Source organism: Pseudomonas alvandae, assembly GCF_019141525.1.
Classification (GTDB): Bacteria; Pseudomonadota; Gammaproteobacteria; order Pseudomonadales; family Pseudomonadaceae; genus Aquipseudomonas; species Aquipseudomonas alvandae.
The window spans coordinates 4,206,653-4,222,076 of sequence record NZ_CP077080.1 but is presented as its reverse complement, the minus strand read 5'-3'; the positions used below and the strand labels follow the sequence as shown (position 1 = coordinate 4,222,076).

Sequence of the window (15,424 nt, the reverse complement as noted above, 5' to 3'; positions counted from 1 at the left end):
CAACACACTCACCGCAGACCCTCCACACGCCCGATGCTACAAGGAGGACCCTGGCAACCTGGCAACCACCTTGATCTCGAACTGGAAGCCATACAGCCACGTCACGCCCACCGCCGTCACCGTCGGGTGCGGCGCGTTGCCCCAGAATTCGGCCACGACGCTCCAGACCCGTTCGAAGATCGACTCCGGATCGACCATGAAGACGGTAACGTCAATCACGTCGTCAAAGCTGCAATCGGCGGCTGCGAGGATCGCATTCAGGTTGGTGAAGGCGCGGCGCACCTGATCTTCCAGCACCGGCTCCGGCGAGCCGTCCTCGCGGCTGCCGACCTGCCCGGAGACGAACAGCAAACCGTTGGAGCGAACAGCCGGTGAATAACGGTTGCGCTCGTAAAGCGCTTGGCGGCCGGGTGGGAAAACAACGTCTCGGGTGGTCATGGGAATCTCTCCATCAATGGCCGATAGCGGCCGGAACTCAACGATGAAGTCACTCTAGGGGCTTGTGCCCTGGCGATAAACGAGCAACCTTGGCGATCACTGTTTGTAGAAACCAAACAATCCGAGGCAAAGAATGGATCGTTTCGACGCGATGCAAGCGTTCGTGCGTGTCGTCGAGGCCGGCAGTTTCACCAAGGCCGCCGAGACGCTGCACATGAGCAAGACCACCGTCACGCAACTGGTGCAACAGCTCGAAGCGCGGCTGCGGGTCAAATTGCTCAACCGCACCACGCGCAAGGTCAACGTCACGGCGGACGGCGCGGTGTTCTACGAGCGGGCGATTCGCCTGCTGGCTGACCTGGACGACGCCGAGACCAGCCTGTCCGGCGCCCAGGCGTTGCCGCGCGGCCGACTGCGGGTCGATGTGCCGAGCCCACTTGCGGCGCTGATCCTGATCCCGGCGTTGCCAGCGTTCTATGAGCGTTACCCGGATATCCAGATCGACATGGGCGTGAGCGACCGCATCGTCGACATGATCGATGAGAACGTCGATTGCGTGGTTCGCGGCGGCGAGCTGACGGACCAATCGCTGATTGCCCGGCGCGTCGGCGACCTGGCCCTGGGCGTCTTCGCCGCGCCGAGCTACTTGGCGCGTCTGGGCACTCCGGCTCATCCCCGCGAGTTGGAGGATTCCCAGCACCGCGTCGTCGGTTTCCTCTGGGCACGCACCGGCAAAGCCTTACCCTATGCCATGTACCGGCAGGACGAGCACCTGCATATCAAGGGGCGCTACGCCCTGGCGATCGACGATGGCAATGCCTATTTGGCCGCCGGCCTGGCGGGGCTCGGGGTGCTCTGGTTGCCCACCTACATGTCGCGGGTCCACCAGGCGCAGGGAACGTTGGTTCCGCTATTCGAAGACTGGCGACTGGAGTCGATGCCGATGTATGTGGCTTACCCACCGAACCGGCATATCAGTGCCAAGCTGCGGGTGTTCATTGATTGGGTGGTGGAGCTGATGGCGCAGCATGCGCCTATCCTTGATCGGCATGCGTCATGACATTTTTCCCGACTGCAGAGGAGAAGACCGATGGACCGATTCACCGGCGGTTGCTTGTGCGGCAACGTCCGCCTTGAAGCCTCCGGCCGCCCTTACCGGGTCGGCCTTTGCCACTGCCTGGATTGCCGCAAGCACCATGGCGCAGTGTTTTTCGCGGCGGCCGTGTTCCCCCGGGACGCGGTGACCGTCACGGGCGAAACCCGGGACTACGCCGGACGCTTTTTCTGTCCCCACTGCGGCTCGTCGCTGTTCGCCCGTAGCGGCGACGAGATCGAAGTGCACCTTGGCGCGCTCGATTCCCCCGATCAACTCAAACCCACCTACGAATGCTGGACCGTGCGTCGTGAGTCCTGGCTACCGGCATTTGCGTTGGCGCGGCGGTATGAGGGTGATCGCGAGGGCAGCGGGCGAGCAGAGGAGTAGGGTTGGCGAGGTGCTCAGGCCGGTTCGCCGATGCACCACCATTGGACTGTGATGTTGTTTTCTGGGTGGACTACGTTACGCCCGTGTTCAATGAAATTGGGTGGAACGTGCAGCGCCAACTTGTCGCTAATCCGTTGGGGCGCTAGCGCGTTCGCGTCGCTGAGGAAACCCAGGTAGTAGTCCTTGTCATAGAAAATGGTGACTTCGCTTTCAAAGAGCCATGGCCATGTCAGAAGGCAGGCGACGCGGTAATAACCTTCGGAGCGGTCTGCCGCCCGAGATATGTGGGCCGCTGCCTCGAGCAACTGCTGGACGCAGAACGCCTGGACTTCGATCCGGGCTTGATCGCCTTCGACCAGCAGTTCGTGGACTGGGATTTTCCAGTTCGAATATCGGTAACCGTCCTGCCTTGGATAGAAATTGCCTTCAAAATTCGACGCCCAGCGCTCGATTGAGCGAAGGCGGCGATGCAGGCCCCTGAGTGGCTTTGCGTTGACGCTGATTTGCCGCATTGATGTGTCCTGCCAAATGAGGCCGGCCATTCTCCGGGCTGCAATGCGCCAATCCAAGGATAACGCTGGTCAATTCGGTTTCATTTGATGTCCGCGATATCAGAGCGATCAACCAAATCCGACAATCGCCTTGATCTCCAGATATTCCTCGAACCCATGGAGCCCATATTCACGCCCATTTCCGGAGCGCTTGTATCCGCCGAACGGGGCCATGGGGTTCCAGGCCGGGTAATTGAGCAGGACTTGCCCGGCACGGATGCGCGCGGCCACGGCGCGTGCCTGGTCGAGGTCCTGGCCCTGGACGTGTGCGCCCAGTCCGTAGACGGTGTCGTTGGCGATGGCGACGGCTTCGTCCAGGGTGTCGTACGGAATGATGCACAGCACCGGGCCGAAAATTTCTTCCTGGGCGATGCGCATGCCGTTATCGACTTGCGAGAACACCGTTGGCCGGGTGTAGAAGCCTTTGGCAAAGCCGTCCACGCGACCTGGCCCACCGCAAATCAACTTGGCGCCTTCCGCGAGGCCCGCTTCGATCATCGCTTGCACGCGCTTGAACTGGGCCTCGTTGGCGATCGGGCCCAGCACGGTGTCTTCCGACCCTGGGGCGCCGACGACGATCGCATTGGCCGTGGTCGCCGCCAGTGCCTCGACTTCCGCCAGGCGATTCCTCGGTACGATCATTCGCGTGGGGGCGCTGCAAGACTGGCCGACATTGCGCAACGCCGACATCACGCCTGGCGGCACGGCCTTGGCGAAGTCGGCGTCGGGCAAGAATACGTTCGGCGACTTGCCGCCCAGCTCCTGGGTGACGCGTTTTACCGTCGGTGCCGCGGCTTGGGCGACCAGGGCGCCCGCGCGGTTGGAGCCGGTGATGGAGATCATGTCGATGTCGGGGTGCGCCGCCATGGCCGCGCCGACCTCGGCACCGTCGCCGTTGACCAGGTTGAACACGCCCGCCGGCAGACCGGCGTCGTGCACCAGTTGGGCGAACAACAGGGCGCTCAAGGGCGACAGTTCGCTGGGCTTGAGCACCACGGTGCAGCCGGCGGCAATCGCCGGGGCGACCTTGGCGGTGATCTGGTAGAGCGGCCAGTTCCACGGCGTGATCAGGCCGCAGACCCCGATGGGTTCACGCACGATGGCGGTGCCGTTCTCGATCTTTTGGAATGCATAAGTGGACAGCACATCGCGCGCCACCCGGACGTGTTCGGCCGCCAACGGCACTTGCATGGATCGGGCAAAACCGATCGCCGCGCCCATTTCCAGGGACAGTACCTGGGCCAGGGCTTCCTGGTGTTCGAGGATCAGCTCGTGGAGCTTGCCGAGGATGCGCGCGCGATCCGTCACTGGCGTCGCGGCCCAGCCGGGCATCGCCGCCCGAGCTGCCGCGACGGCGCGGTCAACGTCCGGGGACGATCCCTGGGCGACCTCGGCGATTACCTCCTCGGTAGCCGGATTGATCACGGCCAGCATCGTCGCTTGGGCCGGCGACTGCCAACGACCATTGATGTAGAACTGTCCGGTGTTGTGCGGAATATAAGAGGGTTTGGTCATCCTTCGGGCTCCCGTAGAGCGTTGATGACACTGCCGGCAGCAGGTCGTGATTGCATGCCCATAAGCTAACAAAGCGGCCCTGGCGGGTTGTGCCGTTGTTGGGCTTGGCAAAGAAGAATCTGCTGTATCTGCCGGGCTAACTTTGCAAAAACGTAGGGATGACCATTTTGGTGCGCTGGGGTGTATCGCGCACTCGCTGTGCTTCGCGCTGGGGCCTTGCTACCCGGCAGCCGTAGCCAACGGTAGCAACCGCAAACGCGCGATGATTTCGTCCTGCATCGACTGTTTTTCTATCTGCCTGATTTCGTTGAAATTCCATTTTCCACTCCATCGCGTCGAAAGGCTGTGGCACACTTTCTGCTGTCTATTCCGTTGTTACATACTAAATTCCGGTATAGCGGAATAAACTCACCCTGGAGTGCTTGCCATGCAACGCCGACCTTCCTTGTTCAAAGCGTGTGTTTTTCTCTTCGCGGCCACGACGGCTGCCATGGGTGTCGCCCAGGCGGCCGACAGCAAGCTGGACAGCGTGCTGCAACGCGGGAAATTGATCGTGGGCACGGGCAGCACCAATGCGCCGTGGCACTTCCAGGGAGCGGATGGCAAGTTGCAGGGCTTTGATATCGACATCGCACGGATGGTCGCCAAGGGCTTGTTCAACGATCCCGAGAAAGTCGAATTCGTGGTGCAGTCTTCCGATGCGCGGATTCCCAACCTGCTGACCGACAAGGTCGACATGAGCTGCCAGTTCATCACCGTCACCGCCAGTCGCGCCCAGCAAGTGGCGTTCACCTTGCCGTACTACCGCGAAGGGGTGGGCCTGCTGTTGCCGGCCAACAGCAAGTACAAGGAAATCGAAGACCTCAAGGCTGCCGGCGATGGCGTCACCGTGGCGGTGTTGCAGAACGTCTACGCCGAAGAACTGGTGCACCAGGCGTTGCCCAAGGCCAAGGTCGACCAGTACGACAGCGTCGACCTGATGTACCAGGCGGTGAACTCCGGCCGCGCCGATGCCGCCGCCACCGACCAGTCCTCGGTCAAATACCTGATGGTGCAGAACCCTGGGCGCTACCGCAGCCCGGCGTATGCCTGGAGCCCGCAAACCTACGCCTGTGCGGTCAAGCGCGGCGACCAGGATTGGCTGAACTTCGTCAACACCACCCTGCACGAGGCCATGACCGGCGTGGAATTCCCTACCTACGCGGCGTCATTCAAGCAATGGTTCGGCGTTGACCTGCCGTCGCCGGCGATCGGTTTCCCTGTTGAATTCAAATGACCCTGTGAGCCCGGGGCGCCCCTTGCGGGCGCTCCGTCGAAGGTGCTGCCGACCATGAATTATCAGTTGAACTTTGCCGCCGTCTGGCGCGATTTCGACACCCTGCTCGCGGGGCTGGGCCTGGGGCTTTCCCTGGCGCTGGTGTCGATCGCCATTGGTTGCGTGATCGGCCTGGCGATGGCATTCGCGCTGCTCAGCAAACATCGGCTCCTGCGGGTGCTGGCGTCGGTGTATGTCACGGTGATCCGCAATACGCCGATCCTGGTGCTGATCCTGCTGATCTACTTCGCCTTGCCAAGCCTGGGCATTCGCCTCGACAAACTGCCGTCGTTCGTCATCACGCTGTCGCTGTACGCCGGGGCCTACCTGACCGAAGTGTTTCGCGGCGGGCTGTTGAGCATTCACAAGGGACAGCGTGAAGCGGGCCTGGCCATCGGCCTCGGCGAGTGGCAGGTGAAGGCCTACATCACTGTTCCGGTGATGCTGCGCAACGTCTTGCCGGCCTTGTCGAACAACTTCATCTCGCTGTTCAAGGACACCTCCCTGGCCGCGGCGATTGCCGTGCCGGAGCTGACCTATTACGCCCGCAAGATCAACGTGGAGAGCTACCGCGTGATCGAAACTTGGCTGGTGACCACGGCCTTGTATGTCGCGGCCTGTTACCTCATTGCCATGCTGCTGCGGTATTTCGAGCAGCGCCTGGCGATCCGCCGTTAGGAGTTTCCCATGTACGAATCCCCCAGTTGGCCACATGAGTTGTGGGTCGCCCGGGACACCTTGTGGAACGGCTTCCTGACCAGCGTGCAATGTTCGGTGCTGGCGATTGTATTGGGCACGTTGATCGGTGTCGTCGCCGGATTGGCCCTGACGTATGGGCGGGTCTGGATGCGCGTGCCGTTTCGTTTTTACGTCGACCTGATTCGCGGCACACCGGTGTTCGTGCTGGTGCTGGCCTGCTTCTACATGGCCCCGGCCCTGGGCTGGCAGATCGGCGCGTTCCAGGCCGGCGTGCTGGGCCTGACGCTATTCTGCGGCTCTCACGTGGCCGAGATCGTGCGCGGTGCCTTGCAGGCGTTGCCCCGTGGGCAGATGGAAGCGAGCCAAGCCATCGGCCTGACGTTCTACCAGGCGCTGGGCTACGTGCTGTTGCCCCAGGCGTTGCGGCAGATTTTGCCCACCTGGGTCAATTCCTCCACCGAAATCGTCAAGGCCTCGACCTTGCTGTCGGTGATCGGTGTGGCTGAATTGCTGCTCAGCACCCAGCAGATCATCGCCCGGACTTTCATGACCTTGGAGTTCTATCTGTTCGCCGGTTTTCTCTTCTTCATCATCAACTACGCCATCGAATTGCTCGGGCGGCACATTGAAAAACGGGTGGCGTTGCCATGACTGACGTTTCGAAACTCTCCAATACAAAGCCCTCCAACACCCAACCGCTGCTGGACATTCGTGGCCTGCGCAAACAATACGGTCCGCTGGAAGTGCTCAAGGGCGTGGACCTGAGCATGCAGCGCGGCAACGTGGTCACGCTGATCGGTTCCAGTGGCTCGGGCAAGACCACGCTGTTGCGTTGCGTGAACATGCTGGAAGAATTCCAGGGCGGCCAGATCATGCTCGACGGCGAGTCCATCGGCTATGACGAGGTGGGTGGCAAGCGCGTGCGTCATGCCGAGAAAGTCATCGCCCGGCACCGGGCCATGACCGGCATGGCCTTTCAGCAATTCAACCTGTTTCCGCATTTGACTGCGCTGCAGAACGTCACCCTCGGCCTGCTCAAGGTGAAAAAACTGCCCAAGGACGAAGCCGTCGCCCTGGCCGAAAAATGGCTGGAGCGGGTCGGCCTGCTGGAACGGCGCGATCACTTTCCCGGTCAGTTGTCCGGCGGCCAGCAACAGCGCGTGGCGATCGCCCGGGCGATTGCGATGAACCCGAGCCTGATGCTGTTTGACGAAGTGACGTCTGCGCTCGATCCGGAGCTGGTCGGCGAAGTGCTGAACGTGATCAAGGGCCTGGCCGAAGACGGCATGACCATGCTGCTGGTCACCCACGAAATGCGTTTCGCCTTCGAGGTCTCCGACAAGATCGTCTTCATGAACCAGGGCCGCATCGAAGAGCAAGGGCCGCCGAAGGAATTGTTCGAGCGACCGCAATCGCCACGCCTGGCGGAATTCCTCAAGAACACTCGTTTTTAACTCATTTCAACAAGGAGATAACCCATGAGCATTACGCGCTACGGCACCGGCAGCACCGCAGGTGGCGGACAACCACGGCCCTTCGCCCGCGCCGTGGAGGCCGATGGCTGGCTGCACGTGTCCGGCCAGGTACCGGCGGTGAACGGCGAGATCATTGTTGGCGGCATCGTCGAACAGACCCACCAGACCATGAAGAACCTGATCGCCATTCTGAAAGAGGCTGGCTATGGCCTGGAAGACGTCGTGCGCTGCGGTGTCTGGCTGGAGGACCCACGGGATTTCTGGAGTTTCAACAAGGTCTTCGGCGAATACTTCAGCCCGGAACACGCCCCGGCCCGGGCGTGTGTGCAGGCAAGCATGATGGTCGATTGCAAGGTCGAGATCGACTGCGTGGCCTACAAGAAAAAGTGATCACATGTGGCGAGGGGATTTATCCCCGCTGGGCTGCGAAGCAGTCCCAAATTTTTTGCCATAACAGAAGTTTTGGGGCGGCTTCGCCACCCAGCGGGGATAAATCCCCTCGCCACAATGAGCTGTGGCCAGCTTGCAGTCTGCGTACACTCGCGGCCAATTGAATGGGAATCCAAGACATGACCGAAGACACCATCAAACGCCGGGCCCGGGGATTGGATCGGGCGTTCGATATCCTCGATTTCCTCAAGGAAATCGGCCAGCCGCTGCGCCCGAACGACATCGCCAGCGGCATCGGCAGCCCCAAGTCCACGGTCTATGAACTGGTGGCGTCGCTGCTGGAGCGGCGCATCCTCGAGCCGGTGGGCAAGGACGGCCATGTCTACCTGGGGCGCCAGTTGTATTTTCTCGGCCAGGCCCACCTGCGGCATTTCGACCTGAGTCGCGAGGCTGACCAGGCCTTGCAGGACATCGTCCGGCAGACCCGGGAAACGGCGCAGATGTGCCTGCTCAACGGGCGCAAATACACGGTCGCGCTGATGAAGGAAGGCGAGCGGCATTTCCGCATTTCCTCGGACATCGGTGAGAACGCGCCCATCCCCTGGACGGCCTCCGGGCGCCTGTTGCTGGCGCATTTGAGCGACCAGCAGATCATCGACCTGATCGACCCTGACGATTTCATCCTGCCGGACGGCGAGCGCTTGCCCCTGGAGCAATTCCTCAAGGAAATCCGCCAGGCTGGCGTCGATGGATTCTTCTCCTTCGACAGCGTCGCCGACACCTTCACCCACTGCTTCGCCGCACCGGTCAAAGACCCCAGCGGCGTTGCCATCGCGACCCTGTGCATCGTCGCCCCGAGGGCTGACGCCAAGAACAATTACGCCGACTACCGCCGGGTGCTGATCGAAAGCGCCAACAACCTGGCCCGTCGCATCAACGAATAGCCAGCCCATGGCTGTGTGAGGAGTTCGAACATGTCTTCTGCCATCGATAACGCGTACGTCGAGAAGGGCGCCGCTGCCGTGGGCGCTCATCTGTTGCGGGACGTCAGCCTGCCGGCACTGGTGCTGCACCGCGAGGCGCTGGAGCACAACATTCGCTGGATGCAGAAATTCGTCAGTGACAGCGGCGCCGAGCTGGCGCCCCACGGCAAGACCAGCATGACCCCGGCGCTGTTCCGCCGCCAGCTCGAAGCCGGCGCCTGGGGCCTGACCGTCGCCACGGCAGTGCAGACCCGTGCTGCTTACGCCCATGGCGTGCGGCGGGTGCTGATGGCCAATCAATTGGTCGGCAAACCCAACATGGCATTGATTGCCGATCTGCTGGCCGACCCGGCGTTCGAATTCCATTGCATGGTCGATCATCCGGACAATGTCGCTGACCTGGGCGCTTATTTCGCCTCTCGCGGCGTGCGGCTCAATGTGATGATCGAGTACGGCGTCGTCGGCGGTCGTTGCGGGTGTCGGAGCGAAGCCGAGGTGCTGGCGTTGGCCGAGGCCATCGGTGCACAACCGGCGCTGGCCTTGACCGGCATCGAAGGCTACGAAGGGGTGATTCACGGCGATCACGCCATCAGCGGCATTCGCCAATTCGCCGCATCGCTGGTGGGGCTGGCCATGCAGTTGCAGGACAGCGGCGCATTCGCCATCGCCAAGCCGATCATCACCGCCTCGGGTTCGGCCTGGTACGACCTGATTGCCGAATCCTTCGAAGCCCGGAATGCCCAAGGGCGTTTCCTCAGCGTGCTGCGTCCCGGCAGTTATGTGGCCCACGACCATGGCATCTACAAGGAAGCCCAGTGCTGCGTACTGGAACGGCGCAGCGACTTGCACGAAGGCCTGCGCCCGGCCCTGGAAGTCTGGGCCCACGTGCAGTCGATGCCGGAGCCGGGCTTCGCGGTGATCGCCCTGGGCAAGCGCGACGTCGCCTATGACGCCGGGCTGCCGGTGCCGCTCAAGCGCTACAAACCAGAGGCTGATTTGGTGACGGGTGACGATGTCAGCGCTTGCAAGGTGACGGCGGTGATGGACCAGCATGCGTTCATGACGGTGGCGCCGGGGGTCGAGCTGCGGGTGGGGGACATCATTGCGTTTGGGACTTCCCACCCGTGCCTGACGTTCGACAAGTGGCGGGTGGGGTGCCTGGTGGATGAGGGGTTGCGGGTGGTTGAGCTTATGGAGACTTGTTTCTAAGGCTTGAGACCGAGTTGAGCTCTTCGCGAGCAAGCCCGCTCCCACAGGGGATCTTTAGTGGACACAAACGCCGTGTTCACAACGGTTCAAATGTGGGAGCGGGCTTGCTCGCGAAGACGGCCTGTAGAACACCGCTGAATATCAGGATTACCCATGAGCAACACTAAACCCCGCATCGCCCTGATCGGCGAATGCATGATCGAACTGCAACACCGCGCCGACGGCAGTCTGGTGCAGAGCTTCGGTGGCGACACCCTGAACACCGCGGTGTATCTGTCCCGCGCGTTGGGCGAGAAGGGCGTGGTGGATTACGTCACCGCCCTGGGCGACGACTCTTTCAGCGACGCCATGTGCCGCAGATGGGCCGAAGAAAACATCGGCCTGGACAGGGTCCAGCGTTTGCCCGGACGCCTGCCGGGCCTGTACTGCATCCAGACCGACGCGGCCGGCGAGCGGCGTTTTCTGTACTGGCGCAACGAGGCCGCGGTGCGCGAGTGCTTCACCACGCCGGCCGCCGCGCCGATCCTGGAAGCCTTGCCGGACTATGACGTGCTGTATTTCAGCGGTATCACCCTGGCGGTGATTGGCGAGCAGGGCCGGCGCAAACTCATCGAAACCTTGATCGAGGCGCGGCGACGCGGTGCCCAGGTGGTGTTCGACAACAACTACCGGCCACGGCTCTGGGCTTCGGTCGAGACCGCCCGGGCGGCTTACCGCAGCGTGTTGCCCCACGTCGAGCTGGCGTTGCTGACCGTGGAGGACGAACTGGCGCTGTTCGGTCATGCCGACAGCGAGGCGGTGTTCGCGGCCTATGGGCAACTCGGTACGCCGGAGGTGGTGCTCAAGCGTGGCGCCGAGACCTGCCTGATCCGTTGTGATGGACAGTTCTATGAGGTGCCAGCTCAACGGGTTGAGCGCGTGGTGGATACGACAGCGGCGGGAGACTCGTTCAGCGCCGCCTACCTGGCGAGTCGTTTACTGGGCGGTAGCCCGGCGGAGGCGGCCGAGGCGGGGCATTGGCTGGCGAGTCGGGTGATTCAGGTGCCGGGGGCGTTGATACCCAAGTAGCGACATTTTTGGAAGTGCTGTCTTTGTGGCGAGAGGATTTATCCCCGCTGGGCTGCGAAGCAGCCCTAAAACAGTGGACGCAATCTTCCTGGCACACCGAGCTGCCGAACTTGGGGCTGCTGCGCAGCCCAGCGGGGATAAATCCCCTCGCCACAGGAGCCGCTTCGGGGCCGGCATCCCTCAATCCCGGTAGAACACCTGAACCAGGTGATACCCGAACTTGCTCTTGATCGGCCCATGCACCACCCGCAGCGGTTTCTTGAAGATCACCGCGTCGATGGCGCCGACCATTTGTCCGGGGCGCACTTCACCCAGGTCGCCGCCGCGCTTGCCGGAGGGGCACGTGGAGTATTTCTTCGCCAACACGTCGAAGGCCTCGCCCTTGGCGATGCGTTGCTTGAGCTGTTCGGCTTCTTCGGCGGTTTTCACCAGGATATGGCGGGCTTGGGCTTTCATTGCGGCACAGACCTGAACGGGGCGAAAGGGCGGCGATTATGCCTCAAGTCAGTGGTCATGGTTGATCATCGTTCGAATCTTGTTCGCCAGCAGATCAAGGGTGAACGGCTTGGCGACCATGTCCATGCCCTGGTCAAGGAACCCTTGGCGCTCGGTGGCCTTCTGCGCGTAACCGGTCATGAACAGCACTTTCAGATCGGGCCGGTGCTGACGGGCAATCTCCGCCAGTTGGCGGCCGTTCATGCCCGGCAGGCCGACGTCGGTCACCAGCAAGTCGATGCGTTGCCCGGACTCCAGCAATACCAGGGCCCGCTTGGCGTCCTCGGCTTCGAGAGCGGTATAGCCCAGGGTGGCGAGCAGGTCGAGCACCAGCATGCGCACCGCCGGTTCGTCTTCCACCAGCAACACGGTTTCTCCGGCGATGGCCGCCGGTGCGTCGGTGACTGACGGTTCTGTAGGCTGCTCCGCCGGCGTGACATGCAAGCGCGGCAGGTACAACTGCACCCGGGTGCCTTGGCCCGGCACGCTGTCCAGGCTCAGGTGGCCGCCGGACTGCTGGGCAAAGCCATAAATCATCGACAACCCGAGACCGGTGCCCTGGCCGATGGGCTTGGTGGTGAAGAATGGATCGAAGGCTTTTGCCAGCACGGCGGGGGTCATGCCGCTGCCGTTGTCGCGCACCGCGATCATCACGTAGTCGCCGGCCTTTACCGGCTCCAGCGTGCTGATATCGCTGCCGTCGAGGTAGACGTTGGCGGTTTCGATGGTCAGCTCGCCACCATCGGGCATTGCGTCCCGGGCATTGATGACCAGGTTGAGCAGGGCGTTTTCCAACTGGCTGGCGTCGGTGCTCACGGGCCATAGCTCGCCGGCCAATTGTAGCCGTAGCACGATGTGGTCGCCGGTGGTGCGGCTCAGCAGGTCTTCGAGCGAGCGCACCAGCGTGTTGGCATCCAGTGGCTTGCGATCCAGCGACTGGCGTCGGGAGAAGGCCAGCAAGCGATGGGTGAGGGCGGCGGCGCGGTTGGCCGAGGAAATCGCCGCTTCGGTAAAACGACCGATCTCGGCGGCACGACCGGCGGCGATGTAGCGTTGCATCAGGTCGAGGCTGCCGAGGATGCCGGTGAGCATGTTGTTGAAGTCATGGGCGATGCCGCCGGTGAGCTGGCCCACCGCTTCCATTTTCTGCGCATGGCGCAGCGCTTCCTCGGCCCGCTCGCGCTCGAACATCTCGCTTTGCAAGCGGTGGTTGGCCTCGGCGAGTTGCTGGGTGCGGGCGATTACCCGCTCCTCCAGCGTTTCGTTGAGGTTGCGCAGGGCTTCCTCGGTTTTCTTGCGCTCGGTCTCGTCGATTACAAAGATGTAGAAGCCATTCACCGACCCGTCACCGCCCCGGCGCGGCAGGTAGTTGATCAGCGCATGACGCGGCCGCCCGTCGCGGTGGGCCGACTCAGCGGTGAAGCTGCACGGCTTGCCTGCCAGGGCGTCGGCGATCTGTACGGCGCGGGCGGCGTAGGCTTCCTCGCCGATGACTTCGCGAACGGTCTTGCCGTAAAGCTCCTGCGGGGTCAGGCCATACCAGTTCAGGTAGGCACTGTTGTTCAGCCGGAAACGTTCTTCGCGGTCGACATAACTGATGAGTATCGGCATCGCGTTGATGATCAGTTGCAGCTCGGTCTGGCTCTGGCGTAGCGCATGTTCGGTGCGTTTGCGCTCGGTCAGGTCCAGGGCCGCGCCGAGAAAGCGCTTGGGCCGGCCATGGCGGTCCTTGTAGCAGCGCCCGCGCACGAATACCCAGCGCAACTCGCCGTTGGGCTGCAGCAGGCGATACTCCTCGGCGTATTCGGTGCCATGGGTGATGCAATGCTTGATGCTGCGCGCGACCATCGCGCGGTCTTCGGGGTGGACGCCTTCGAGATAGGCGCTGATGGGCAACTGGCGCGACAGGTTCGGGTCGACGCCATGGAGCAGGGCGAAATGCGCGTCGGCAATGAAGCGATCCTCGCTGATGTCCCAATCCCAGGTGCCCAGCGCATCGGTGGCCGCCAGGGCCAGTTGCAGGCGTTCTTCGCTTTCCTGCTGGGCCTTGAGGCTGGCTTCGGAGCGCCGTTCGAATTCCTGGGCCAGGCGTCGCCGTTCGCTGGTCTCGATGGCGGTGACCAGGATGCCGGCCACGCTGCCACGTTCGTCGTGCACGGGGCTGTAGGTCAGGTCCAGCCAGACATCACAGAGGCGGCCGCCAAACGGCATGCGCCAGCGCTGGTCGCGGCAGGTGCGCATGCGGCCTTGCAACACGCCGTGATAAATCCTTTCGGTTTCGCCCCGTAGCTCCGGCCAGGCCGTGTGGGTGGGCAGGCCGAACGCCCTGGGGTGCTTGTCGCCGACCAGGCGGGCGTAGGCGTCGTTGTACAGATGGATCAGCTGCGGCCCCCACAGCACCGCCATCGGCATGGGCGAATGGAGCACGATGTCCACGGCGGTGCGCAGGCTCTGGGGCCAGGTTTCGCTGGCGCCCAGCGGGCTGGTGGTCCAGTCCAGGCGGGCGATCAACTGCTGTGTGTCGCTGCTGGCGGGTATTGCGTTCATCACGGGAGTCCCTGGATGTCATGTCGATGCTGCGGCTTCTACTATCCTCTGAAGAAGTTAAGCGCGGGTTGATCTGAAGTTTTTCTGGCTCGGGTCAGCGTGTCCATTGAAGTTCGCGGATGTTTTTATGGCCATGGAAATTGATCCTTTGTTACGAATCCTGGCAAGCCAGGACGGCTCCGACCTCTATATGTCCACCGGCGCGCCGCCCTGCGCGCGTTTCGAAGGTGTGCTCAAGCCGCTGAGCAACCAGGCGTTCAAGGTCGGCGACATCGCCGGGCTTGCCGAGTCATTGATGGACGCCGAACAGCGCCTTGAGTTCGATCGGGAACTGGAAATGAACCTGGCGATTTCCCTGGCCGGCGTCGGACGGTTCCGCGTCAACATCTTCAAGCAGCGCAATGACGTGTCCATGGTCATACGTAACGTCAAGCTGGACATTCCGCGCTTCGAAGACCTGAAACTGCCCAAGGTGCTGCTTGAGACCATCATGCACAAGCAAGGGTTGATGCTGTTCGTCGGCGCCACGGGTTCGGGCAAATCGACGTCGCTGGCGGCGCTGATCGATTACCGCAACCGCAACAGCAGCGGCCACATCATCACCATCGAGGACCCGGTGGAATATATTCACCGGCACAAGAAATCCATCGTCAACCAGCGGGAAGTGGGCGTGGATACCCGCAGCTTCCACGCCGCCCTCAAGAACACCTTGCGCCAGGCGCCGGATGTGCTGCTGATCGGCGAAATTCGCGACCGTGAAACCATGGAACATGCCCTGGCCTTCGCCGACACCGGCCATCTGGTGATCTCCACCTTGCATGCCCACAATGCCAACCAGGCCCTGGACCGGGTGATCAATTTTTTTCCGGAGGAACGCCGGGCGCAACTGCTTCACGACCTGGGCAACAACCTCAAGGCCTTTGTCTCCCAGCGCCTGGTACGCACCCGCACCGGCCAGCGGCGGGCGGCGGTGGAAGTCATGCTCGGTTCGCCCACGGTGGCCGACCTGATCCGGCGCAACGAGCTGGGTGAGCTCAAGGGCATCATGGAGAAATCCGAAGAGCTGGGGATGCAGACGTTTGACCAGGCGTTGTTCAACCTGGTGGTGGAAGGGGCGATCGATGAAGAAGAGGCGTTGAAAAATGCCGATTCGGCGAACAATTTGCGCTTGCGCCTGAAGTTGCATGCGGAGTCGGGGGCGGCGCCACCGGCTGAGCCGCCTGCGGGCGGGGAATGGGGGCTTATGGACTGATCGT

At 62.4% G+C, this 15,424-nt stretch carries 16 protein-coding genes; 11 read left to right on the top strand and 5 right to left on the bottom strand.

From position 1 onward, the window contains the following. Positions 1-36 precede the first annotated feature (36 nt). Positions 37-438, bottom strand: a complete 402-nt coding sequence (locus KSS97_RS18585) for a RidA family protein (protein WP_198798194.1) — start codon at positions 436-438, stop codon at positions 37-39. Positions 439-571: 133 nt separating this feature from the next. Between KSS97_RS18585 and KSS97_RS18580 the strand changes: the two genes are divergently transcribed. Both KSS97_RS18580 and KSS97_RS18575 read left to right on the top strand, forming a co-directional pair. Then, positions 572-1,498, top strand: coding sequence for a LysR family transcriptional regulator (locus KSS97_RS18580; RefSeq protein ID WP_217859871.1), 927 nt, complete (start codon positions 572-574; stop codon positions 1,496-1,498). A 30-nt stretch (positions 1,499-1,528) separates the two neighbouring features. Continuing rightward, positions 1,529-1,921 carry a GFA family protein gene (locus tag KSS97_RS18575; RefSeq protein ID WP_217859870.1) on the top strand — a complete coding sequence of 131 codons (393 nt, stop codon included), beginning with the start codon at positions 1,529-1,531 and terminating at the stop codon, positions 1,919-1,921. A gap of 14 nt (positions 1,922-1,935) precedes the next feature. Here the strand turns inward: KSS97_RS18575 and KSS97_RS18570 are convergent, their stop codons facing one another. Both KSS97_RS18570 and KSS97_RS18565 read right to left on the bottom strand, forming a co-directional pair. Continuing rightward, complete coding sequence (locus tag KSS97_RS18570; RefSeq protein WP_217859869.1) at positions 1,936-2,433, bottom strand: DUF3916 domain-containing protein; 498 nt, start codon at positions 2,431-2,433, stop codon at positions 1,936-1,938. Between the two features lie 108 nt (positions 2,434-2,541). After that, positions 2,542-3,987: an aldehyde dehydrogenase family protein gene (locus KSS97_RS18565; RefSeq protein ID WP_217859868.1), complete on the bottom strand. Its 1,446-nt coding sequence runs from the start codon at positions 3,985-3,987 to the stop codon at positions 2,542-2,544. Between the two features lie 427 nt (positions 3,988-4,414). On the opposite strand from KSS97_RS18565, the gene KSS97_RS18560 reads away from it, so the two are divergent. The 8 genes from KSS97_RS18560 (at position 4,415) to KSS97_RS18525 (ending at position 11,126) form a co-directional block, all read left to right on the top strand. Then, a complete protein-coding gene (locus tag KSS97_RS18560) occupies positions 4,415-5,263 on the top strand; it encodes a transporter substrate-binding protein (protein WP_030141393.1) in 849 nt (282 codons plus the stop codon). 54 nt (positions 5,264-5,317) lie between these two features. Further along, the gene (locus KSS97_RS18555) at positions 5,318-5,980 is read left to right on the top strand and encodes an amino acid ABC transporter permease (protein ID WP_217859867.1); all 663 of its coding nucleotides are present in this window, start codon (positions 5,318-5,320) and stop codon (positions 5,978-5,980) included. A gap of 9 nt (positions 5,981-5,989) precedes the next feature. Continuing rightward, on the top strand, positions 5,990-6,652 hold the full coding sequence (locus KSS97_RS18550; RefSeq protein ID WP_217859866.1) for an amino acid ABC transporter permease: 663 nt from the start codon (positions 5,990-5,992) through the stop codon (positions 6,650-6,652). Next, the gene (locus KSS97_RS18545; protein WP_030141396.1) at positions 6,649-7,455 is read left to right on the top strand and encodes an amino acid ABC transporter ATP-binding protein; all 807 of its coding nucleotides are present in this window, start codon (positions 6,649-6,651) and stop codon (positions 7,453-7,455) included. The genes KSS97_RS18550 and KSS97_RS18545 overlap by 4 nt, the downstream gene beginning before the upstream one ends. A gap of 24 nt (positions 7,456-7,479) precedes the next feature. After that, entirely contained in the window at positions 7,480-7,866 is a 387-nt protein-coding gene (locus KSS97_RS18540) for a RidA family protein (RefSeq protein WP_030141397.1), read from the top strand. 179 nt (positions 7,867-8,045) lie between these two features. Further along, a complete protein-coding gene (locus KSS97_RS18535; RefSeq protein ID WP_030141398.1) occupies positions 8,046-8,810 on the top strand; it encodes an IclR family transcriptional regulator in 765 nt (254 codons plus the stop codon). Positions 8,811-8,840: 30 nt separating this feature from the next. Beyond that, positions 8,841-10,058, top strand: coding sequence for an amino acid deaminase (locus KSS97_RS18530; RefSeq protein WP_217859865.1), 1,218 nt, complete (start codon positions 8,841-8,843; stop codon positions 10,056-10,058). Between the two features lie 153 nt (positions 10,059-10,211). Then, positions 10,212-11,126: a sugar kinase gene (locus KSS97_RS18525; protein WP_217859864.1), complete on the top strand. Its 915-nt coding sequence runs from the start codon at positions 10,212-10,214 to the stop codon at positions 11,124-11,126. A gap of 180 nt (positions 11,127-11,306) precedes the next feature. Here the strand turns inward: KSS97_RS18525 and KSS97_RS18520 are convergent, their stop codons facing one another. Both KSS97_RS18520 and KSS97_RS18515 read right to left on the bottom strand, forming a co-directional pair. Next, complete coding sequence (locus KSS97_RS18520; protein ID WP_019690952.1) at positions 11,307-11,582, bottom strand: peptidylprolyl isomerase; 276 nt, start codon at positions 11,580-11,582, stop codon at positions 11,307-11,309. Between the two features lie 48 nt (positions 11,583-11,630). After that, positions 11,631-14,168 carry a PAS domain-containing hybrid sensor histidine kinase/response regulator family protein gene (locus tag KSS97_RS18515; RefSeq protein WP_217859863.1) on the bottom strand — a complete coding sequence of 846 codons (2,538 nt, stop codon included), beginning with the start codon at positions 14,166-14,168 and terminating at the stop codon, positions 11,631-11,633. A 133-nt stretch (positions 14,169-14,301) separates the two neighbouring features. Between KSS97_RS18515 and KSS97_RS18510 the strand changes: the two genes are divergently transcribed. Next, positions 14,302-15,420: a PilT/PilU family type 4a pilus ATPase gene (locus KSS97_RS18510; protein WP_217862066.1), complete on the top strand. Its 1,119-nt coding sequence runs from the start codon at positions 14,302-14,304 to the stop codon at positions 15,418-15,420. Positions 15,421-15,424 lie beyond the last annotated feature (4 nt).